A 22,225-nucleotide genomic window follows, 5' to 3' on the forward strand; every position below is an offset into this window, starting at 1 on the left:
CGTATGAACGACGCCGAGTACGAGCGCTTCACCGAAGCAGCCGCCCATTGTGAAATGTCCAACGCCGCCTTCCTCGCCTACTCCGTCGACAAGGCCGCCCGCGACTTGACCCGTACCGCCGCCGAGATCGCCACCGAACGGGAGGTCATCGACGAACTGTTCGCCGCCCGCCGACACCTGGGCCGCATCCACGGCCTGTTCAACCAGGTCGCCAAGGCCATCAACTCCGGCGCCGACACACCCCAGCTCAACGCCGCCGTCCGCGCTGTCCGCAGCGCGGCCCGCCGTACGGAGGACGCCGCCGACGCCCTGCTCGCCTACCGAAACGGTGATACCGCCGCGTGATCCCCAGCCTCCACAAGCGGGGCGGCAAGACGGTCGGCCTGATCCGCTACCTGTACGGCCCGGGCACCCACGAGGAGCACACCGACCCCCACTTGGTCGCCGCCTTCGACCCGCTCACCCCCGACCCCGGCCGCGACCCGAAGGCCACCTGCGGGCAGCTTCAGCGACTGCTCGACCAGCCCGTCAACGCCCTGCCCGTCGACAGGCGCCCGAAGAAGCACGTGTGGCACCTGTCCGTACGGGCCAGCCCGGAGGATCCGATCCTGCCCGACGAGGATTGGGCGGCCATTGCCCGCCGGATGCTCACCGCCACCGGTATCGCTCCCGACGGCGACGATGCCGCGTGCCGATGGGCCGCCGTCCGGCACGCCGACGACCACATCCACATCATCGCCACCCTGGTCCGCGACGACGGCCGCCGCCCCCGTCTGCACAACGAGGCCCGGCGCGCCCAGAACGAAGCCCGCCGCGTGGAAGCCGACTACCGCCTACGCCGAGTCGCACCCGGAGACGGCACCGCCGCCAAGCGCCCCACCAGCGCCGAACGCCGCAAGGCCGAACGGCAGGGCAGGGACCGCACGGCGCGCGAGGAACTTCGGAGAACCGTGCGGCACGCCGTGGCCGGCGCCACCAGCGAGGAGGAGTTCTTCAGCCGCCTGGCCGCCGCCGGCCTGCTGATCCGCAAACGTGTGGCACCCTCCGGCGATCTTCTCGGCTACAAGATCGCCCTCACCGACGATCGCAACAAGGACGGCGAGCCGGTTTTCTACTCCGGTTCCAAGCTCGCCCCCGATCTGTCCCTGCCGCGCATCCGCGAACGCTGGGCGCTTCCGGCAGACGCCGCCGTCCCGGCCGACGGCTCCGAACTGGCCCAGCCCGTCCTGCCGGACGTGACTGGTCCCGCGTTCGCTCGGCGCAGGGCCACCGCCGCCACCTGGCAGGCGCTGCTGATCATCGACCACGGCGACGACGGCTCGGCAGCCGCCCAGATCGCCGCAGCGGGCGAGGTCCTGGACGCCCTCGCCCAGACCTCCGCCACCCACACCCGTGACCAACTCCGCGAGGCGGCCTCCGCGTTCGAGCGAGCCGGCCGCTCCCACATCAGGGCCGTACATGGGCGTGACCGCGCCCTGCGCCAGGCCGCCCGCGATCTTGTCCAGAGTGGGACCGCCCTGGGACGCGGCGAAGACGGTGCCACCACCGCCATGCTCATCGACATGGCCTTCTTCCTCGCCATGGCCGCAGCGAACTGGCACGCCAGGAAGCACCACAGCCAGCAGGCCGACGCCGCCCAACGAACCGCCGAACATCTGCGCGCCGCCTACCAGGCCGCCGCAACCCAACCCATGACACTCCTCCGCCGGCGAGGCCAACACCTGGACCCTCGTCTTCGACAGGGGCACGCCGCACTTCTCCACCAGGTCTTGCCGGACCTGGCCCAACGAGTCCAGGCCGAACCCGCCTGGCCCGCCCTGGCGGCCACCCTCGACGACGTTCACAGAGCCGGCCACGACCCGGCTGCCCTGCTGACCGAAGCTGCCCGACGACGCGAACTCGACTCCGCTGCCTCCATCAGCGACGTGCTCGTCTGGCGACTGCGACGCACCGCCCGCCTGCCCGCCCTCGCCGAGGGCCTCCAGGGCACAGGCTCCGGAGGCGGTCGGCACCCGCGTTCCCCGGCCGCCGGCACCCTGCGAGCGCCGCGCACCGCGAACGATGCCGGTCGTCGACGCTGACCGGATGACGAGGGCACATAGCCGACGATCGAAGCCGGGCCTCCCGCTATGGGGCCCGGCTTCGACGGGTTGGACGGCTCTCAGCCGGCTGGGGCGCGCAGGAGCCGATCGCGCGTGCTTTCCGGCAACACCCGGCGCAGCACCGGCGCGCTGGAGCTGAGGGAGTCGGCGAAGGCGGCGACGAGGTCGGGCGGCACACCGGCGCCGAACGACGCCGCCCACAAGTAGCCCGCCCCGCGCGTCGGCTCAGCCCACGCCTGCCACCCGGCCAGGACCGCGTCGTCAGCCTCAACCACCAACGCCAGCGGGTCGGCGTCCTGAATGAGCGGCGGCATCTCACCGAGACGGATGTGGGAGGCGAAGGTCGGATCCACCGCCGCAGCGCCGGGCCCGTCGGCGTCTCGCAGCCAGCCGTTCGCCGTAACCGCGTCGAGGACCGGCTCGTGGCCACCGAACGGCAGGACGGGCTCCTCGCGGACGTCGAGCGCGGTGAGGAAGTCGGCAAGGACCTCACCGGGGACATCACGGGTGAAGTAGGCCGACCACCGGGCGAGCGGGCTGCTCAGGTCCGAACGAGCGGACACCTGCCAGGCGATCGGCTGGTTCCCCAGGTGGAACGGCTCGTCCGGCAAAACCCATTGCGCCCACCTCAAGGCGTCGGGACTGACATGCAGGACGGTGCTGCGCAGGACCTGACGGTCCTCCGGCGCCTCATCCCGTTCCTGCCGCCCGCGAACGATCATGAGGCTCGTCCAACCCAGGCCGGCGAGCGCATCAGCGACGGTGTCGTAGAGACGCCCGTCGTCACCGGCCAGGTGCCGAGGACCGACCCAGTAGGCGGGTGGGATGTTGGCCGGGGTTGTTGGTCCGCACGGGGATTCGGGATGCAGGAGTGCCTCCAAGGGCTCGTGAGGGTTCTCATCGCCGCCGACGTTCTTGCGGCACTGGACAGGAAATCCGCGCTGGGTTCCTGTCGGCCTGGGGCGGATGGCCGACCTGGTATCCCCGCGCCCTGCCTTCTTCACGTAGGCGATGGCCGCCGTCAGGCTCTACCGCGAGCTTCCGCACACGCTCCGGGTCGTCCACAACCAGGGGAGAGCACGCGAGTCCAACTGATCTGTCACGAAGGCGACTCGGCCTCAGACCGCGCGGCCTCTCATGCCTCAGTAAAGGCGCGATGATGGTGGAGAATCCGGCATGGGCTGCCGCAGTCGCGGGGATCTCCTATTCGACCTGGCGCTTTCGCGGGAAGATCGTCCACGTTGACATGCCATCGCAGTGTTGGCCAGTCATTCGTGGATCTGTGCTGTCTGCCTGCGGCGAACCCCGGCACGGAGCGGGAGGCAACCGGTCACGCCCCGGAAAACGATGTGCGCGCGGTGGCGACCGTGCTGATAGTTGCCTCATGGATGCGATCGAGGCCGCACACGCCGTCGTGGATGGACAACACCCGAACGCGCGTGCCGCGTTCCTGGGAGGCAGCGTCCTGACAAGTCGCCGCACAGCGACGTCGGACCTCGACATCGTGGTACTGCTCCACGGGGCCCCGGCTCCGTACCGGGAAAGTCTCCAGCACGCCGAGTGGCCGGTGGAGATGTTCGTGCATACCAGCGAGACATGGCACGCCTACGTCGAACGGGAGCTACACAGGCGCCGGTCACCGCTGCTATGGATGTGTGCCGATGGGTTGCTGCTCCTCGACACCGATGGGCTCGGAGCGCGTATCGCCGCAGAGGCTCGGAAGCTGACCGCCGCAGGACCACCCCCGTTGTCGGCGGAAGAGATCGACGACCGGCGCTACGCGATCACCGACCTCCTGGACGATCTCGCGGGAAGCGGCGACCGGAACGAGCGTCTGTTCATCGCCACCGAACTGGTCCGACGGACTGGTGAGCTGGCGCTGGCCATAGGCGGTTCTTGGGGTGGCGGTGGAAAGTGGCTGGCCCGGCGCCTTGGGACGACCGCGCCGGGGCTCGGCACACACCTCCGTCACGGGCTACAAGAGGTTCTGGGCGGGAGAGTGGAGCCCCTCGTGACCGTTGTGGACGAGGTGCTGGAGCAGGCCGGCGGCCGGTTGTGGGTCGGCTATAAGCGCGCTGGAACTCCCTGAACGATCTCGTATCGCGGACTGGCTCAGCGCCCATTTCGCTTCACTGACTCGGCCCGCGCCCGCTGACGTGTACCCGGTCGACAGCGTGCCTCGGGCCGCCGCCTTCCGGGCTGCTCTCAACGGCAGAGGGCTGCGTCGAGGTACGCCTGCACAGGCCCGAACAGCCCAAACGGCACATAGCGAGAGACCGCACCATTGCGCCACCCACGCAAGATCGGCCACCTCGTCGGGTGCTGCGATACGGGCAGTGCCACTCCGTACCTCGCAGGCGATGTAGGACATCTGCCGCCCCGTCTCCGGGTGAACCCGCTCACCGAGTCGCTCCACAGCCGCCACGACCAAACCTGTCTCCTCCCGCGTCTCCCGCACGGCCGCCTCTTCACAAGTCTCACCAGGTTCGACCTTGCCGGCCGGGAACTGCCAGGAGAGCGACCCCTCCCTGACACGACGACGCACCATCAGTACACGTCCACCGCTAACGATGATGGCTGCCGCCACGCCCGGCGCCTTCTCCGCCATCTCCTGCAACGACTGTTCCTCCAGTTCAGATCACTTGACGAAGAGCAACACCCGAGCTTCCTCGGCGCACCCCCACGACAGCGTGACGCCGGCACCACCATGTCCGTAGTTGTGCACGACCACGGTGCCGTCCTCCCACCGCTCATCCTCCACACGGACTCTGGGGCGGGTTGGTCGGGCGCCAATCCGGTGCTCCAGGACGCGAGCCTGTGCGAGGCGGGGTTCGACCTCGGCGCAGCGGGCGAGGATGCCCGCCGCAGCCTTGGCGTCGGTGGAGAGATCGTCCTCTCCCTCAATGGCCGTGCCGCCCAGGACGACGGTGTCGCCATGCGGGTAGAAGCACAAGAGGTCCGAGGAGGGGCCGGTGTCCTCGGAGAAGAACTCGGTCAGCCCGGGGTTGGTGACGACGACGTGCTGGCCGCGGATGGGCCGGAGTTCCGGGTCTGGCACCAGGTCGCGTGCGCCGAGGCCGGCGCAGTTGACGATCACCGAAGTTGGACCAGCATCCGCGAGCGTGCCCAGCTGTCGTCGCTCGACCGTACCCCCGGCATCGCGCAGTCGGCGTAGGAGGTAGTCCAGGTAGACCGGCATATCGATGAGTGGCACGGTGAACCGGTAGCCCGCAGTGAACCCGGTGGGGAGTTCGTCGGGCCCGCACGGGCGGAAACCAGGCAGCGCGGTGGCCCAGTCAGGGGCGGCCTCGGCTGTTCGGGACGCCTCGATACCGCTGGTCAGCCGGAGGCCCGTCGCAGGGTCCTCGGCCAGTTCGCGGAAGATCTCCAGGGACCGCTGGCCCCACCGGTCGACCTTGTCCTTCGGCTCGACCACGTACGGGCCCCACATCGCCCCGGCCGCAAGTGACGTGGCACCGGGCACCTGCCCAGCGATCACGCGCACCGAAGCCCCGGCCTCGGCGAGAACGACGGCCGTGGTGAGTCCGGACACCCCTGCCCCGACAACGACAACGCACTCCCGTGCGGTCATGATCTCGACTCCACTGGCCGGCTGATATCGATGGGGCACGTCAAGTAGGCGACCAGCATCATGAACCAGCAGCCTCCTGGCGCGAGCCCGGGCCGCTCAGTCCCGGACAGATCGTCCGTACCTTCGTGCACCAGTGCCTTCATTTTGAGCTCGTGCAACGCAGGGATCCACGGAAACGCGGGCCCTCTCCATCACGTTGCCGCGTAGCTATCGTAGGGAACGCCCCTACCTCACGGGAGGCAGCACGTATGCGTGGTCTCGGAGATCACCTGAGCATCGGCGAGCGGATCGCCTTCCACCGCAGACGCCGCGGGTACACGCAGCAGGTACTGGCCGGGCTGGTCGGCCGCAGCACGGACTGGCTGGTGAAAGCGGAGTCCGGTCGGCGCAAGCCGCCGCGCATCGACATGCTCGCCGAACTGGCCCGTGTGCTGCGCGTGCCGCTCGGGGAGTTGGTCGGCCAGCCCGTACTCATGGAGGACGAGAGGCAGCAGGACGACGTCCCTGCCGTCCGCGACGCGTTGATGAGTCCGCGTCGCCTCTCCCGGCTGCTGTTCGGGCCGGAGGCCGAGGCACAACTGCCAAACGCCGGCCCGACCGCGGAGCTCGCCGAACAGACCTGGGACGACTACCAGTCCGGACGACTCGGCAAGGTGATCGCCGGGCTCCCCGGCCTCCTGCAGACCGCCCAGGAACTTGAGGATCGTGCGGCGCGTTCCGCCACGGAGCGCCGGGAATGCTGGGCCGTTTCCGCCCGGGTACACCACCTCGCCGCCACGACGCTCGCCAAGATCGGGGAGTCCGACATCTCGTGGCTCGCCGCCGAACGCGCCATGCGGGCCGCCGACGAATCCGGCGACCCGCTGGTCCTCGCATCCGCCGCACGGTCCGGCACACATGCCTTGCTGGCCAACGGCCGGTACGACGAGGCCATGGAGCTGGGCGACACGGCGGCGAGGTGGTTGTCGGCCCGGGTCGACGAGACCGACCCGGCCGCCCTGAGCCTGCTGGGCATGATCTTCCTGCGGGCAGCCATCGCGGCGGCCCGGCGCCAGGACCGGGCTACGGCGACGAGTCTCCTGAACCGGGCGGAAGCACTCGCCGACCGCCTCGGTTCCGACGAGAACCACTGGCAGACGAGCTTCGGGCCCACGAACGTCGTCTTGCACAGGCTGTCGGCGGAGCTGGACCTGGACAACATCTCCTACGTCGTGGAGCACGGCCAGATCGACGTGGGCCACATGCCCCCGGAGCGTGGTGTCTCCCATCGCATCGATCACGCCCGTGCCCTGTCGCTGGCAGGCCAGGGGGACAGCGCGTTCGCCGAGCTGCGTACTGCCGAGCACGTGTCGCCTCAGCTCGTACGGAACAATCCCCGTGTACGGGACACGCTGCGCGACCTGATCAAGCGGTCCCCGGCCACCGGCGGCGCCCGTTCGTCGGAGGTGTTCATGATGGCTCAACGATGCAGGGCGGTGGAGTGAACACACAGAAGCGGGGAGTCCTCGGGGTCGTGGGCACGAGTGCCGGGGGAGTCGAGGCGTTGCGTACCGGACTGGTGGAACCGGCTCTGGCGCGCGGGTGGCAGGTGGCCGTGACGCTCAGTCCGACGGCCGGTCGGTGGCTGCGGATGAACGGTGAGGTCGACCGGCTGGAGACACTGACCGGCCTGCCCGTACGCGACGAACCACGCCTGCCCGGAGAGGCGAGGCCGCACCCGAGCGTGGACTGCTACGTGGTCGCCCCCGCCAGCGCGAACACGGTGGCCAAACTCGCGACGGGTATCGCCGACAACCAGGCGCTGACTCAGGTGGGGGAGGCCATCGGCACCCTCGGACTGCCCGTCGTCGTCTTTCCGAGGGTGAACGCCGCTCACGCGCGCCACCCCGCATGGCGACGCCATATCGCCGCGCTGCGAGAGGCCGACGTTCACCTGGTCTACGGACCGGACATCTGGCCGCTGCACGAGCCACGCGCGGCCACCCCAGGCCGGGACCTTCCGTGGGAAGCGGTGCTGGACACGATCGACCGAGCCATGGAAGCCGCTGGGTAACGGGACGTCAACTGCCCTGATCTGCGGGAACAGAGGACCCTGACAAACTGTCCGGGTCCTCTGCTCATGGGGCGTCGAAGCTTGTCGCCATGCCTGAGATGGTCGACCGACACAACGCGGGAACGGCACAGACGGACCATCGCGCCCAGCGAGTGCCGGCCCCGTTCAGACCCCTCGATGCCGTTACCCGGCAGGGGCGGTGGCAACGGTGACGGCGCCCTTCCCCGCCGGGGACGCGGCGCCGGTCGACATCAGGCTCCCGCAGGTCATGTGCACGGACATCGCCCCGCAGCTTCACCTTGTAGCCCCCGTACGACACGCGGTCGTCGCCACCCTCCGGCAGTGGGGCGTCCCCGAGATCGCGGACGACATGGGGCTGATCGTTACCGAGCTGATCGTCAACGCCATCCACCACGGCGACCCGGGCAGTGTGTCCGTGATCCTGACGATCCGGAACGGCGACGCTGTGCTGGAGGTCGAAGACGACAACGGCGGGCGCCCTGCCGTACGGCGGACCGCGGAGGACGACGAGGGCGGGCGGGGCCTGATCCTCGTACAGGCGCTGGCCGACCGGTGGGGATGCCGACCTGGTGCTTGTGGCCGAAAGACGGTGTGGGCGTCGCTCCCGCTGTCGGGAGCCGGGCCGGAGGAAGCATCGTGATCGTCTCCCGTCCAGCGAACCGTGGCGTGCTCGACGGCCGGAACCAGGCCCCCGCCACCGTCGACCGGGTCTGGCACCGCTCCTCGCCGTCCGAGCGCTTCCGCTGCGAAGCCTTCGCGACCCTGGAGAGCCCGGGCCCCCAGAGCGCGATCATCCGCTCGATGTTCTGGCTGAGCAGGGATTCCGTCTCCGGCCCGGATGCGGCTGTCGCGTGGTTCGTCGCCCGGCTTGAGCCGTTCGCCCGGTTCCTCTCCGGACCCGACATCAACCGGGCCACCCGGTGGGCCGGCGACGAGGAGGCACGCTGGCGGGCGCTGCTCACCCTGCGCGCCGGTAGGCGGCTGTCAGTCGAGATCGTCGACCGCGACCACGTCCACTACCAGGCCGTGGTCTGCCCCGTACGTGAGTATCCCCGTGCCGGTTCCGCTCTCCCGTCGAGGACGAATACCCCAGCACCATCCGATGCCACATCGACAGCGGAGGACGAACGTGCGAATGAGCGTCGTGGTCGCGGTGCGAGGCAATATCGGCGCATTGGGCGACCTGGGCAGGGCGGTCCGCGCCCAGGACTACCCGGCCGAGGAGCTTGAGCTGGTCGTGGTGGACAACCATCCGGAGCCGGTCCTGCCGCAGGGGCCGTACCGGCTGGGGCCCATGCCGTGCCAGGTCGTCCACGAGAGGCGGCCCGGGCTCTCGCGTGCGCGTAATACCGGGATCCGGCGGGCGCGCGGTGAGACCGTGCTGGTCACTGATCCGGACGCACGGCCCGAGCCCGACTGGGCGCGGCGCATGGCCGCCGCCCTGGAGACGACGGGGGCGTACTGCGCGGGTGGCAAAGTCGTCCCGTACTTCACCGACGGGAGCGTCGGCGAAGTACCGGCCTCCGTACTCCAGTTGTTCGTGCCTCCTACGTGGCCACGGGCCACTACGGAACTGGCCTCCCCGTACTGGGTCGTCGGCTGCAACCTGGCGATACGACGGAACCCGATGCCCCGGTTCGACACCCGACTCGGCGTCGCCGGTCGGCGCCACCTGAGCTGCGAGGAGTTGGAGTTCACCGTACGCGCCCAGCGCGGTGGGCATCTGGTGGTCGTCGTGCCGGATGCCGTGGTCCATCGCGCGATCCATCCGGCCGACCTGACGCCATCCGCCGTGCGGGGCCGTGCGCTGTGGCACGGCGTCTCGGTGGCCCGACTGCTGATGATCCACCCCGGCGCGGACATCTACGACAGCTACCGACTGCGCGACGCGCTCGCCCCCGCGCGCCTGCGGAGCAGTGCTGGTCGCAGTGCGGCAGCGGCCGACGTCGCGCGGGTCGTGGGACTACGGGCGGAACGACTCCGGCTGGCCATGGCCGGAAGAAGCGAACACACCCCGAGCGCGGAGAAGTCCGCGACGACGAAGGAGGTCTCCCATGAGTGACGTCCCCATAGCCGTAGGGCTGAACCTCGGGCACGACGGCGGATGCGCGATCGTGGCCGGGAACCGGGTCGTCGCGATCGCCGAGGAACGGTTGAACCGCACCCGGTACAGCGGCGGCTGGCAGGCCGCCCTCGCCTACTGCCTGGAAGCGGCTGACCTCACCCTCGCGGACGTCGGCGTCGTGGTGTTCTCATGCGTTGGCCCCCGCCTCGACGAAGGCTTCACCGGCGGTCTTGAGCGCTACGGCGTGGACGCACGCAGGATCGTGTCCGTCGACCACCACCTGTCTCACGCCTACGGTGCGTTCTGCCTGTCCGACGCCGACGAGGCGCTGGTCGTGGTCGCGGACGGATCGGGCAACGACCATCAGACCGAGAGCTATTTCCTGGCCGACCGCACGGGGCTGACCCGGGTGGGCGGGAACCGTACGGGAAGGGCTCGGGCGGGAGGGATCGGCGCGACGTACGAGGCGGTGACGAACTGGCTCGGCTTCGACGGGCAGGAGTCCGGCAAGACCATGGCCCTCGCCTCATACGGCGATCCCAAGGCCATCGACCTGCAACTCTTCGACGTCACCGATGCGCAGGTCGAGGGTCGCTTGGAGCGGACCCACGACCGAGGGCTGGTGGAGCTCGCCGCCGCGTCCGGGCTCGATCTCGGCAGACCGTACGCCTGGGCCGAGCCCCGGGCACGCGACCTGGCCGCCTGGGTCCAGGCCCAGACCGAGGACGCTCTCGCCGAAGTCGTCACCCACCTGATGGCAGAGCACCGCCAGACCAACGTCTGCTTCGCGGGCGGAGTCGCGATGAACTGTGTCGCCAACGAGGCGATCCGCCGCCGCACCGGCGCGAACCTGTTCGTACCCCCGCCGGCCTCGGACCGTGGCCAGGCCCTCGGTAACGCGCTCCACGGCGTCCACCTGCTCACCGGCCGGATACCCAGGATGCCGCTCCCCGGACGGGACTCCTTCGGCCGCGTCTACACCGACGCCGAAATCCACCTGGCACTGCGCAGGCATCCCGCCGCCGGCCTGGCGGAGCGTTACCCGCACCGGGCGTTCGCCTACCGGCGCGAGTCCGACCCGGCCACGGCGGCGGCCGAACTGATCGCACAGGGCAAGCTCATCGGCTGGTTCGACGGAGGAAGCGAACTCGGCGCCCGCGCCCTCGGCTCACGCAGCATCCTCGCCGACCCCCGCAAGGGAGCCACGCGGGACGTGCTCAACACCAGGGTCAAACACCGTGAGTTCTTCCGGCCGTTCGCCCCGGCGGTGCCGGCCGAGCACGCCGGCGCCTGGTTCGAGACCGACCGTCCCAGCCCCTACATGCTGTTCGCCTCGCAGGCCCGAGCGCGGCACCGGGATCAGATCGCCGCGGTCACCCACGTCGACGGCAGTGCCCGCCTCCAGACCGTCGACGGAACCGCTCACCCCGCCTTCCACCGGCTGATCACCAGGTTCGGGGACATCACCGGCGTAACCGTCGTGCTGAACACCTCCTTCAACGACACCGAACCGATCGTGGAGACCCCGGCACACGCCGTGGCGACGTTCTGCCGCACCGATCTGGACGCCCTCGTCTTCAGCGGCGGCTTCGTAGCGGTGAAGACCGATGCCTGAACCCCGCGAAGAACCTCGGGTCGCGGTGCTCTTCGACACCGCCGGTTTCCAACACTCCCTCCCGCTGACCGGAGCCGCCGCCCGCACACTGCACCTGAACAGGCACCTCGCTGAGGCCGGGATGGAGGTGACGCTGCTGCTGTGCGACCTCAACCCCCGTTCCAGACCCACCCGACACTGGCCGTTCCCCGTCCGCTACCTGTCGTACGAAGCCGTGTACGAGGACACCTCGCCGCTCACCGCGCAGATGAAGGAACTCGCCCCCGACGTGCTGGTGATGTCCAACACGCAACTGACCGTCCGCTACGGACGCGCTCTCGCCGACACCGCAGGGGCCGCCCTGGTGTACGAGATGCACGACGACGAGGCCGCCGTCGCCCGGACGATAGGCAAAGCCGAGTGGGAATGCCGCCAGGCCGCTGTCCTCCAGGCAGCGGCCGTGGCTACGGCGGATGCTGTGGTGGCCTTCACCAGCCGTGACGCGGACCTCGCGACCGCTCTGCGTGCGACGAAGGTGCACGTCGTTCCGTGCGGCGTGGAGCCGGGCCCGACCCCTGTTCGCGGACAGGAGACTCCGGGCTCGGCCGCGTTCGTCGGCAACCTCTTCTACGAGCCGAACGCCCGCGCCGCCGCCTTCCTCCGCACCCGGCTCGCCCCCGCGATGGCGCCCCGGGGCGGATCCGTCGACGTGTACGGGCGATACCCACGAGCACTGCGCGCCCTTGGCATCGGCAGCACCGTACGGCTGCACGGCCCGGTGCCGGATCTGCCATCAGCGCTGTCGACAGCCCAAGTGGGCTTGGCGCCGTTGGACTCCGGCGGCGGGATGAAGCTGAAAGTGCTCCAGTACATGGCCGCCGGCCTGCCGGTCGTCGGCACAGCGGAGGCATTCGCCGGACTTCCCGCCCCAGGCGCTTTCGCACTGGTCTCCACCGCCCCGTCCATGGACGACATGCCCGCTCTCGTGGCCCGCCTACAGGACGACGTCTCCCTGCGGCGACGACTCGGCACGGCGGGACGCCGACTGATCGAGACCGAATTCTCCTGGGCGTCGGCAGCCAGACTGGCAGCGCACGCCTATCGATCCGTACGCGATGTCCCGGGACCGGCGACAACACCCGCAGTCGGGGCTGGCTACATCCAGAAACTCGCAGGCCAGACACCATACTGGCTACACGAATGGCGAACGCGGAGGGAACTGACCATGGGCGAGACACCTTCATCGACGAACGGCCGCGAGCACCCGGTGCTGGCACGACTGGCAAGCGAGATCGACTGTGCTCGCCACGCCGCCGAATCCGCACTCGACACCGTCTTCGACCAAGCGGCGATCGTGGGCTACGGCGGCCGGTCCATGGTCTTCCTCTCCAAGACCGCTGTCCTGAAGATCTACACCCACCGCCCTGCAGAACGCGCGCGCCGCGAGATCATCGGCCTCCGCCTCGCCGGGCAGGTACCCGCTCTGCGCGTGCCCGAAGTCCTCGGCCACGACGATGTCGAAGGTGCCCTCTCATGGGTGGCCGCCACCCGCCTGAACGGCGCCGCCCCCGACAACCTCCACGACGCGGACGAAACGCGCGCACTCGGCGAAGTGGCCGCGCGCCTCCATTCCCTGCCCACAGACGCCCTCACCGAACTGCCGGCGTTCGGCCGCAACATCCGGCCCCTGGACCAAGACGCGCACCCCGTACGGGTCCGCCTCTCCGCAGTCCTCGACAAGACCGAACCCGACCAGCGGACCGCGTGCGTGACGGGCTTCGTCCACGGCGACTACTCGGCCCGCAACCTCCTCCTCAGCCCCGGCCTGACACCTGGCGTGATCGACTTCGAAGGCTGCGGCGTCGGGTGCGTGTACGAGGACCTCACCAATCTGTACGTCCAGAACTGCCTGATCGACGGCCGCTCCCCGACCCTCGCCCTGTCCGGTTACGAAGACGAGAGCTCCCGCCTCGGCGGACTCTCAGACGTGGACGCCCGGCACTTGTTGTGGCACACCGCCCGTTACTTCCGTTGGGTTCTGCAATGGGCCATCGAGATCGACACCACGCTCGCCGATCAGGTCATCGCCCTGGCACCCGGCGTTCTGGATGCCCTTGAAGCCGAAGGGACTCCCCGGCTGTGATCATCCTGGACGGCATGCCGGGCGCCGGCAAGACCACCCTCCTCCACCAGCTCCAGACCCGGTTACCGCGTCATCTGCTGGTCTTCCCCGAGGCCCAGCCCCCGGAGAACGGTTCGTCGGACACCGAGGCCGCTCGATTCCTCTTGGATGAGGCCAGAGACCGCGTCGACACCGCCGGACACCTGTCGCGAAGTCGCCCAGACCTGCTCGTCGCCTCGGACAGGTGCCACATCGGGGTCCTCGCCTACCGCTACGCGCTGGCCGCCGCCGGCCGAGCCCCGTACAGCGACTTCGAGCAGGCCCTGGCCCTATGCCACGATCTCGACCTCATTGGCCCGCACCCGGACCTCACCACCCTGGTCCTGCTGACCGACCCGGGCACCTCGATATCCAGACGGTCCGCACACGCGCACGAAAAGCGACACGACCTCTGGTTCGACCTCGACTTCCTCACGGCTTACCGGCAGTTTCTCGACGACCTGCCGGTCTGGCTCCCCGCCGGTACCCACACCACGCTCGACGTGACCTACACCTCTGGCTGGCCGACCCTGCTCGACGCGCTGCCACCCGACCTCGTCCGCCGGCTCCCGCCGCAAGAGGCCCTCATGGGCGGCCGATCGTCGGAGGCGGTATGACGCGTGAGCCCGCCACGGCGAACACCCTTCGTCTCCTCACCGCCCTGGCAGTCCCTCCCGACGACACGGCGACCGCCTCTGAAACCGTGGCGGAACTGCGCGCCGCTGTCTACGAGATACGAGCTTTCCTCGCCCAAGCCGACGAACACGACACCCAGGCAGTGCCCTTCGAGGTCCTGCACAGGTGGCGGAACGCCCTGGCCCGGTCCCACCGCGCACTCGAACAAACCGATCCGGACGAATGGTCACGTTGGCGGTTGCCCGGTACCTGGCTCGACTCCCACCTTCGCCTGCGGTCGCTGATCGCCCACGAGGTCGGCAAGGCGTATTGGGACGACCGGCCCGAGGTCCGCTACGCGGAAATCGACATCGACCGGTACCTGTGGGGCGCCCGGTGACCTCATCGTCCAGTCAGGAAAGGACCATGGACAAGTACACGCGCACAGCCGCCGCCCTGCACGACCTGCTGGGCGGTCCTGACAACATCGTCTCGCTCGCCCACTGCGTCACCCGACTACGACTCACCCTCGCCGACCTTACCCGCGTCGACGACGCCACCCTGCGAGACCATCCCGCCGTGCTGGGAGTACTGGATCGGGACACCTTCCAGATCGTGGTCGGACCGGCCGCCGTCACCCCGCTTGCCGCGGCCCTCGCCCGACTCCTCGACGCCCCGTAACCACCGGCCTTCACCGATGGCTCACCGCCGCGCCGGTAGAACCGGCCGTCACCGCCAGCCGGTTCGGTACGCCGTCCACTCCAGCGCCGCCGCGGCCTCCCCGGCCTGGTACGCCCGCAGCGCGGGCCGCGACGGACGACGGCGGGCCAACTCCCAGTGCCCAGCCACCGATACGGCCAGCGCTGTGACCGCATCAACGTCCGCCGACTTCCATGCGGGAACCCGGACCAGCGCCGCTTCCGCCGACGCCGGTGTATGACCGTCCATGATCAGGTACTGGACAAGCCATGCCGCGTCGAACCACGCGGCCCCGCGATACCCGAACGCCCAGTCGACGACGAACACGGTCCCGCTGGCATGCTCGCGCACCATGTTGTCCGGCCGAAGATCAGCGTGAAGCAGCGTGTCACCCTCCGCCGCAGGCATCCAGCGCGTCTCCCACTCGACCAGGTCAGCAAGATGCGCCACGCACCACGGGGAGAGATCGCGAGGCCGATCGGCGGCCAGCATCCGCCAGCAGCTCGAAACCCGGGCCAGGGCCTCGGCCACTGGCCGCGCACCGGCGTAAGCGCACGGGGACAGTGCCTTCTCCATCAACGCCACGGTGTCCAGGACCGCGGGAAGATCGGCGGAGCCCGGAGCAAGGCTGGGATGGCGCCCGTCGACGTCGTCGAACAGCAGTAGGTTCCAGCCCTCACTCCTGCCCGACCACAGCAGGGCTGGCGAAGAGAAGCCGGTCGGCACAGCAGCCCCAACCGCCGCCTCTTCTTCGTACATCCCGGCCAACGGATGCTCCACCGGTACGCCCTTCACGAACACCCGCCGACCATCCGCCAGCAGAAGCCTCGCAGCCAAACCCGACGTGAACCCGCTCTCCTGCGACACGGCCCGCAGCACCTGGGCACCGCAGCGGCCCGCGATCTCACCGCGTATTCCGGGTGGGAGGTCCTGCCACGGCAGGCGAGATTCTGGATCGGTTCGCATCAGCGCTCCTGTTGTATAGCCCTACTCGGACGCCGACCCGACGACGAGGCGCAGGCCGCCGTCTACCTGTCTCCGGCGGGCTAACGGATCCCGTCCCTCGTAGCCACACCGCTTCCACCTCGGTGGCTCACGGTGGCCCGGCGCCCTGGGAGGGTGGAGCAGGCGTCGGCGAGCGTGGGGACCGCAGAGCTGGCACCGTGTAGAAGCCGAAGCCTTCACACACCCCAAGGTACTCATCAGGCTAGTCGGGACCCGTGACGAGGAACTCCTGGCACTCGCGCGAGTGTGTGCGCGCTGGAGGACGGGATGCTTGTCAAATTACACCCTTTTCTCCCTGTCGCGGCATCAGATCTGTCTCACTCAACCGAGTGCGGACCCTGGTCCCCAGAGGTAAAGCATTGCCCACCCCATCCTGGACAAGGTCTCCGCTCGGCCACGATCCTTCGCACCACGTCACCGGCCGCGCGGCACGTTTCCCGGCGGAGAGGGCCAGGCTCTTCACGGTCCGCGTCTGCTCGGGGTAGGCCGGGGGGACAGCCGGTCAGCGAGTCGGACACTGCTCCCCCCGAAGCTCGAGGGTGGCCGGATGCCATCCCTCCCGTTCAGCCTGGGCTGTCCCACCAACGAACAGCGGGAGTGACCTCTGGCTCTGTCCCCCCGGCCCGGCGAGGCTGCCCAATCGGTACGCGGCCAGTTCCAGCCACTCAGCACCGCCCGTCGAACCTCTACGTAACCTCGCAGGCATGGCGTCTCGCCCGCGCACGGCACCAGCCGGAATCCGACAACGCGCCTCCTGCTTCCGACGACAGCGAGAGCCGCCGGCTGGACCCGTACACGTACCTCAGCGCGCCGGAGCAGCTGGGGTACCTCGCGATCATGCGGCTCTTCTGTCGCGCATTCCTTGCTGACATGGCCGTCCCGGATGTCATGACGGAGTGCGCGAGGGAGGCGAGGCGGCCTCCGGGCTCGACGCCGACCCCCTCACGGCGCGGCAGGAGCAATTGGTAAGCGGGGAACTTGCTGCGCTGCAGCCACACCGTGAAGGCATCCAGCATCACCGAGCACCAGCGTTCCCTCACTCGCTACCAGCTGTCGGGGCTGGGCGAGCGCGTCCTGCGGGACGCCGACGAGGTGCTGGCCGAGGCCGAGGCCGCCCGTGAGGTGAGCAACGATCTGCTGGCCCTCGTCGCGCGAGGGCTGCGAGAGTTGGCCGAGCTGATCGCCGAGCCGGGCGGCATCGCCCCGCAGGACGGGCTGGAGCGGATCAGCACGTTGCTCGTACAGTTCGCCGGGTTGGCGGACTCCGTCCCAGACGTCGAGGTGGCAGCCGCCGGAGTGGAGGCGATGCCGACGACCTCGACCTGGACACCCCACGTTTCGAGCGTCCTGGCAGCCTGCACCAAAGTGATCTGCGAGAACGGGAACAGGGTGTCGGCGGTAAGGTCTGTGCCGTCCTTCAACAGAATCGCGAAGACGACCTTCAAAGGCAGGAAGCCTTCCGGCAGACCGTGCCCTTGCCGGGCCGCGGCCACCTTCTCGGCGAATCGTTCCCTCCCCTCCGGGGAGTTCCGCAAGGTCTGTACGGCGACGAGCGCCTGGCTGAAGAGATGGCTCAGCGTGTCGGAGCCCTTGGCACGCTTCACCATGACCAGGGCGTTGTCGGGGCTCAGCAGGTCGCAGATCTCCACGCCATTCCCGCGGTGCAGCGCGGTCTGGACGTTGTCGCGGTCGAAGCAGACGTACCCGGGCCGCTGGTCCGGCACGGACTCGTTGTAGGTGCGCTCCTTCTCTCCGAGGACCCACGGGGGGAGGTCGACGGACGGGGAGTCGGTAATCAGACGTTCGGCGTGTGAGCGGATCGTCTTCAGATACTCCTGGTCGATCTCGTACCAGTGCTCGTCCATCAGGACGAACCGGTGGGAGTCGAGGGATACTTCCGCCTCGATCCACCGGAGCGCGCTGGACGTCCAGATCTCGTCGACTCGGTCGGCGCGACTGTGCCGGTAGAGGGTGACGATTCCTTCCCGGAGTGCGGCCACGCGTCTGCCGGCACGCTGGATGCGGGCCCGGCAGAGGACGTAATCGAGGTCGAAGTCGTCGGTCGGCCGACCGGCCGCGTCGCTGTTGATCCTGGCCCTGAACGCCAAGGCCCTCGTGTAGTCATCCCAGTGATCAGCGGGGACGGCGGCACTGATGCTCCCGTCGGGCTCCTGACCCAGGAAGTCGTCGAGGACGACCTCCAGGCGGGTAAGAAGACCGGGATCGTCGACGGGCACGACGTGCTCGACGAACTCCAGTTCCGGGCTCGGCTTCTCCTCGCGCAGTACACGGGCGATCGCACGGATGTCGGCAATCAGGTCGGCGCCCTCCACACCGAGCCGCAAGCGCAGGCCGGCACCGCCCTCAGCGCTGGAGATCTTCGCCGGGTTGTCCCGGGAGATGGTGAGTGGGATGTCGTCCAGGTGGCCGCCGAGGCGGCGCACGATCTGGGCGTGCTCGACGATGCCCAGGCTCCACACCGAGGCCCCGCTCGGGATCAGGGTGATGTCGGTGCGCCCTCCGCCCGGGGTGTGCGACACCAGGTCCCGGATCTTCCCGGGGTCCACCCGGCGGGACGCGAAGCTCAGCCCGAAGCGGTGGTCCTTCAGGTTGTCGGGCACCAGGCGGAAGCCCTGGTCGTAGCCGATGGCGTACACCTCGCCGTCGACGGCGAGCATCAGCAGTCCGGCGGAGCGATTGACCGGCCGCGACACCTCGATGCCCGTCGTACGGAAGATCTCGTCGCACCAGCTCGCGATGGGCTGCTCGAAGCTGCCGGTGACCAGGACCGTCGGCACACCGAGGTTCTCGGGGACGTCGAAGTCCCCGTGGACCCTTTCCAACTGGTCAGCGTCCAAGGCATCGAACATCGCGTCGGCAGTGGGAGGCACACCCCTGAGTCGGTACAGGGTTCGCTTGGACGTACGGGCGCTCATGGTGCTGCTCCTCGTTCCGCGTTTTGTGGACGGCGGCGATAACCGCCTTGGTGATTTCGTTCTCATGCGTGTCTCCTCCCGGTGGTGCCTCCCCTGGCGCCAATGCGGATCAGCAGGCCAACAGGCCGACTAGCGCCACGACTTCGGTGTGCCACGCGCGGACCTGGTCCTCCGTGGGACCGATCTCGTACTGGTGGTAGTGGCATCCCAGGCAGAGCTGGCTCCACACAGCCTTCGCGCGGCGGGCCGTTCCTGCTTCGGCGCAACCGCGGAGCCAGAGGAACGCGGCGCGCTGGGTGCCCTCCCGGATCGCGCGCGGCGCCTGGTGGGCGGTAAGGCGGTCGGCGACCGCACTCTCCAGCGCGACACGGAGGGCGAAGGCGGCGCCTCGGCACCGGCTCGCCGTGGCGGCGGCGGACGAGGCGAGTACGGTCGTGGCAGCGGGCGTGGTGGGCTCGCCGGTGTCCGTGAGCAGCAGGTCGGCGGTGTCGAGCAGCTGGCGAATCGTCTGATTCATGGCCTCTCCTGGGGCTTGCGTACCGTCAGGGCGACGGCCTCGACGTCGTCCACGAACCGGTGAGGGTCCGGCATCGAGGTGCCCGAAGGGTGGGTACCCTCCTGGCAGTGCCGGATGAGGCCCTCCGTCCCGGGTCCACACCGTCTGCGCAGCTCGCAGTAGACGTCACTGCCCCTCTTCGACGGGTCTCCGAAGAGCCCCAGGGCGGCGATGTCCATCAGCGTGACGGCCCCCGCGACGGTCTTCTCCGCCTCGTGTTCGGCCAGCCCCGCCCGGTGCAGCCTCAACCACGCGGCCTCGGAGAAGGCCCGTTCCAGGACGGCGCGGCAGAGGCTGGGCAGGACATGGGTCATCGCGACCGGCGGGAGGTTTCGCGTGCGGATGAGGGCGCGTGCGTCGGCCAGTGCCTGACCGACCGGATCGGTCACCCGGTTCACGGTCACCGCGGACCGGCCCGCCCGCTCGACCTCCAGTACGGTCACCGGGAGTTCCTGGTTGGTGAAGGCCCGCTGGAGTCGCGTGTCGTGGGTGAAGACCACGACCTGCCGGGTCTGCCCGAGGTCGTGCAGCACCTTCGCGAGGCCGTGGATCTTGGCGGGATCCATGGACTGCACCGGGTCGTCGATGACGACGAACCCGAAGGGGCTGTCCGGCGCGGCGGCGCGCGGCAGGAAGAGCGAGAGCGCGAGGGAGTGCAGTTCGCCCTGGCTCATGACGCCGAGGGCCGCTGCCTCGGTGCCGTCGACGGACACGTCCATCACCAGCTTGCGCACGGTGGCCTTCTCGCTGCCGGTCAGGCGTACGGAACGCAGGTCCACGTTGCTCTGCTGGCGCAGTTCCTCCCAGATCCGCTGCGAGTGATCCTCGAACGGCCGCAGCCGCTCCTCGCGCAGCTCGGCACGCGCATCCTTCAGCCACTTACGGGCCGCCCTGACCTGGCCCAGCCGGAGCCTGCTGGCGTACGCGGGCCGGGCCCGGTCGAGCCAGCCCGCGAGGCGGGTGACAAAGGCGCGCCACTCCTCGTCGAGCTTCTCCAGCTCCCGCAGGGCCTCCTCGCGCAGCGCGGCGCAGGCGTCGGCGAGGACGAGCGCGGCGGTCTCGGCGCGGGTGGCGAGCCGCTCGGCGTCGTCGATCGCCCGGCATGCCTGCCACTCCTCCCACGGGGCCACGAGCGGGGCGGGCAGCCACACGGGGGCCGGCGTGACGAGGTAGCGGACGGCGTCCACCGCGTCTCGCAGTCCGGTGCGGGCCTCCCGCGCGGTCGCGGCCTCCCGCCGCAGGATGGCCATCTGCTCGGCGGCCCGCTCGGCCCACGCCTCGTCGAGCGCCCGGTCGGACCCGCACACCGGGCAGGTGTCCTCGTGCCCGTGCCGGCGGCTGTGCTCCAGGGCCGTGGCCAGCAGTTCCGCGCGCTGGTGGGCGTCTTCAGCGCCCGAGGCACGTACGTCGTCAAGTACGGCGACGGCCTCGCGCAGCCGGTCCACGGCCGCACCGACCACGCTGAGGTCAGGTCCGGTCAACGCGGCGATCGCACGCAGTTCCCTCAGGTGGCCCTGGTCCGCGTCGGGCAGCTCGGTCACGAGAGCGTCGAGCTCGACCAAGTCGGGGTCGCCCGCCTTGCCAACGACCGCGAGCGCGCGTACCGCCCGCGGGTCGTCCAGCGCGGACAACGCCTCAGCGAGTACGGGCCGTTCCGCCTCGGCATGCTTCAGCGCGGAGTCGAGCGCCTTCTCGATGCCCTGGAGCCACTCGTCCGCGGCGGCCAGTTCGCGGAGTCCCAAGATGGCGGCGACCGAGTCGTACTGTTCGCTGGGCCTGCCGTTGAGGACCTTGTCGAGATCCGCGTACGACAGAAAGGGGCTGTAGTCGTTCAGGGCCCGCTCCCAACCAATGCCGGCGAAGGACCGACGGCCGTGGCCCGGACGTCTGAACTCGACTTCGGGGGCGGTGACGTCGTCGCCGGGCCAGGTGCACGTCAGAGTGGACAGCCGGGGGTCGCCCGCGATGGAGAGGCGGACCTCGACCTTCGGGTCGGCACCGTCGTGCAGGTTGCGCCAGTGCCGGCGCCACACCTCGCCCCGCTGCTTGTCCAGGCGGGCGGTCCGGCCCGTGAGCGCCGTCTCAGCTCCCTCGGCGAAGCTGGACTTCCCCGAGCCGTTACGTCCCACTACGAGGGTGACGCCGGGCTTCGCTGTCAGCGGCAGACGCGCATTGCGGCCGATGCCGCGAAAGCCGTTGACGCTGATGGAGCCGAGGAACACCCGCTGGTCCGGGTGCGGAGCGGCGGGGGTGCCGGAGGACTCCGTCGCGGTGGCGCCCAGTGCCTCCCTCAGGAGTGCCCGAGGTTCCTCGGCGAGCGCCGAGCTTTCGAGGCGGGCGGCCAGGCGGGAGAGCGTCGAGGAGGCGCCTCGGCGATGATCGACCTCATGGTCAGATGCGTTCGGCTCGCTCTGTGCGGGGTGTTGTTCCGTCATGGTGCTCTCCGCCCTCCCGTGGTCGGTCCGAGGCCGGGCTCGTGCGGTGGGCGAGAGGGGTGATCCTCTCGCTTTGCGCGAGCCCGGTGTTACGGAACAGACGTTAGAGGTGGAGAAGTTGCTCAACCCATTTTTTCAGTGATAACTAGGGTTATCAAAGGTCCGAACATGAGGAGACAGCCTGTCCTGGAGCGTGAGGCGGTGCTGTTCTACCTGGACAACCAGCAGCTTCGCAGTGTCGAGATGGTCGAGCGTCTCGTCGCACGCCGTGAGGTGATCCACCGGGCCGCCGCTGAGAAGGGCGGCCCGGTGGCCTACGCCGTACGGCACAACCGCGTCGAGCGCACCTGGCCATGACGGGAGGGCGCCCTGGTTGCGCCCTCCCGCATGC

Annotated in this window: 18 protein-coding genes and 3 pseudogenes; 14 read left to right on the plus strand and 7 right to left on the minus strand. The window is 69.5% G+C overall.

All coding sequences use genetic code 11. From position 1 onward, the window contains the following. Positions 1-3 precede the first annotated feature (3 nt). Positions 4-345, plus strand: coding sequence for a hypothetical protein (locus tag IH48_RS0102695; RefSeq protein WP_030898547.1), 342 nt, complete (start codon positions 4-6; stop codon positions 343-345). Next, a complete protein-coding gene (locus tag IH48_RS0102700) occupies positions 342-2,081 on the plus strand; it encodes a relaxase/mobilization nuclease domain-containing protein (RefSeq protein ID WP_030898549.1) in 1,740 nt (579 codons plus the stop codon). Before IH48_RS0102695 ends, IH48_RS0102700 begins: the two co-directional genes overlap by 4 nt. 80 nt (positions 2,082-2,161) lie before the next feature. Here the strand turns inward: IH48_RS0102700 and IH48_RS0102705 are convergent, their stop codons facing one another. Next, positions 2,162-2,983: a DUF317 domain-containing protein gene (locus IH48_RS0102705; RefSeq protein WP_030898551.1), complete on the minus strand. Its 822-nt coding sequence runs from the start codon at positions 2,981-2,983 to the stop codon at positions 2,162-2,164. A gap of 503 nt (positions 2,984-3,486) precedes the next feature. Between IH48_RS0102705 and IH48_RS0102710 the strand changes: the two genes are divergently transcribed. Continuing rightward, on the plus strand, positions 3,487-4,191 hold the full coding sequence (locus IH48_RS0102710; protein WP_030898554.1) for a nucleotidyltransferase domain-containing protein: 705 nt from the start codon (positions 3,487-3,489) through the stop codon (positions 4,189-4,191). Between the two features lie 116 nt (positions 4,192-4,307). On the opposite strand, the pseudogene IH48_RS34740 reads toward IH48_RS0102710, so the two are convergent. Both IH48_RS34740 and IH48_RS0102715 read right to left on the minus strand, forming a co-directional pair. Next, positions 4,308-4,710: pseudogene (locus tag IH48_RS34740) on the minus strand (NUDIX hydrolase). A gap of 30 nt (positions 4,711-4,740) precedes the next feature. Next, on the minus strand, positions 4,741-5,694 hold the full coding sequence (locus tag IH48_RS0102715) for an FAD-dependent oxidoreductase (protein ID WP_030898557.1): 954 nt from the start codon (positions 5,692-5,694) through the stop codon (positions 4,741-4,743). Positions 5,695-5,942: 248 nt separating this feature from the next. On the opposite strand from IH48_RS0102715, the gene IH48_RS0102720 reads away from it, so the two are divergent. The 9 genes from IH48_RS0102720 (at position 5,943) to IH48_RS0102760 (ending at position 14,884) form a co-directional block, all read left to right on the plus strand. Continuing rightward, positions 5,943-7,178 carry a helix-turn-helix domain-containing protein gene (locus tag IH48_RS0102720; protein ID WP_030898559.1) on the plus strand — a complete coding sequence of 412 codons (1,236 nt, stop codon included), beginning with the start codon at positions 5,943-5,945 and terminating at the stop codon, positions 7,176-7,178. Continuing rightward, a complete protein-coding gene (locus IH48_RS0102725) occupies positions 7,175-7,747 on the plus strand; it encodes a flavoprotein (RefSeq protein ID WP_030898560.1) in 573 nt (190 codons plus the stop codon). The genes IH48_RS0102720 and IH48_RS0102725 overlap by 4 nt, the downstream gene beginning before the upstream one ends. Before the next feature lie 208 nt (positions 7,748-7,955). Next, a complete protein-coding gene (locus IH48_RS0102730; protein WP_051838995.1) occupies positions 7,956-8,408 on the plus strand; it encodes an ATP-binding protein in 453 nt (150 codons plus the stop codon). A 495-nt stretch (positions 8,409-8,903) separates the two neighbouring features. Further along, positions 8,904-9,830: a glycosyltransferase gene (locus IH48_RS0102735; protein ID WP_030898564.1), complete on the plus strand. Its 927-nt coding sequence runs from the start codon at positions 8,904-8,906 to the stop codon at positions 9,828-9,830. Beyond that, complete coding sequence (locus tag IH48_RS0102740) at positions 9,823-11,448, plus strand: carbamoyltransferase (protein ID WP_051838999.1); 1,626 nt, start codon at positions 9,823-9,825, stop codon at positions 11,446-11,448. The genes IH48_RS0102735 and IH48_RS0102740 overlap by 8 nt, the downstream gene beginning before the upstream one ends. After that, positions 11,441-13,570, plus strand: a complete 2,130-nt coding sequence (locus IH48_RS0102745) for a phosphotransferase (RefSeq protein WP_078849416.1) — start codon at positions 11,441-11,443, stop codon at positions 13,568-13,570. Before IH48_RS0102740 ends, IH48_RS0102745 begins: the two co-directional genes overlap by 8 nt. Then, positions 13,567-14,205: a hypothetical protein gene (locus IH48_RS0102750; protein ID WP_030898569.1), complete on the plus strand. Its 639-nt coding sequence runs from the start codon at positions 13,567-13,569 to the stop codon at positions 14,203-14,205. Before IH48_RS0102745 ends, IH48_RS0102750 begins: the two co-directional genes overlap by 4 nt. Beyond that, positions 14,202-14,603: a hypothetical protein gene (locus IH48_RS0102755; RefSeq protein WP_030898570.1), complete on the plus strand. Its 402-nt coding sequence runs from the start codon at positions 14,202-14,204 to the stop codon at positions 14,601-14,603. Before IH48_RS0102750 ends, IH48_RS0102755 begins: the two co-directional genes overlap by 4 nt. Positions 14,604-14,629: 26 nt before the next feature. After that, complete coding sequence (locus IH48_RS0102760; protein ID WP_030898571.1) at positions 14,630-14,884, plus strand: PTS glucose/sucrose transporter subunit IIB; 255 nt, start codon at positions 14,630-14,632, stop codon at positions 14,882-14,884. A gap of 48 nt (positions 14,885-14,932) precedes the next feature. Here IH48_RS0102760 and IH48_RS0102765 read toward each other — a convergent pair whose 3' ends face one another. After that, a complete protein-coding gene (locus tag IH48_RS0102765; protein ID WP_030898572.1) occupies positions 14,933-15,868 on the minus strand; it encodes a phosphotransferase family protein in 936 nt (311 codons plus the stop codon). A 1,038-nt stretch (positions 15,869-16,906) separates the two neighbouring features. On the opposite strand from IH48_RS0102765, the pseudogene IH48_RS36795 reads away from it, so the two are divergent. Then, a pseudogene (locus tag IH48_RS36795) lies at positions 16,907-17,116 on the plus strand (DUF2397 family protein); the annotation flags it as partial. Between the two features lie 107 nt (positions 17,117-17,223). Here the strand turns inward: IH48_RS36795 and IH48_RS35650 are convergent. The 3 genes and pseudogenes from IH48_RS35650 to IH48_RS34220 all read right to left on the minus strand — a co-directional run. Continuing rightward, positions 17,224-18,909, minus strand: a pseudogene (locus IH48_RS35650) (TIGR04141 family sporadically distributed protein); the annotation flags it as partial. Positions 18,910-18,952: 43 nt separating this feature from the next. Continuing rightward, complete coding sequence (locus IH48_RS0102780; RefSeq protein WP_030898577.1) at positions 18,953-19,360, minus strand: hypothetical protein; 408 nt, start codon at positions 19,358-19,360, stop codon at positions 18,953-18,955. Further along, a complete protein-coding gene (locus tag IH48_RS34220) occupies positions 19,357-21,834 on the minus strand; it encodes an AAA family ATPase (protein ID WP_030898580.1) in 2,478 nt (825 codons plus the stop codon). Before IH48_RS34220 ends, IH48_RS0102780 begins: the two co-directional genes overlap by 4 nt. A gap of 168 nt (positions 21,835-22,002) precedes the next feature. Here IH48_RS34220 and IH48_RS34760 point away from each other — a divergent pair, with 168 nt between their 5' ends. Beyond that, positions 22,003-22,191 (plus strand): hypothetical protein, encoded by a 189-nt coding sequence (locus tag IH48_RS34760; RefSeq protein ID WP_199809871.1) that lies wholly within the window; start codon positions 22,003-22,005, stop codon positions 22,189-22,191. Positions 22,192-22,225 lie beyond the last annotated feature (34 nt).

Source organism: Streptomyces sp. NRRL F-5126 (assembly GCF_000721265.1).
Classification (GTDB): domain Bacteria; phylum Actinomycetota; class Actinomycetes; order Streptomycetales; family Streptomycetaceae; genus Streptomyces.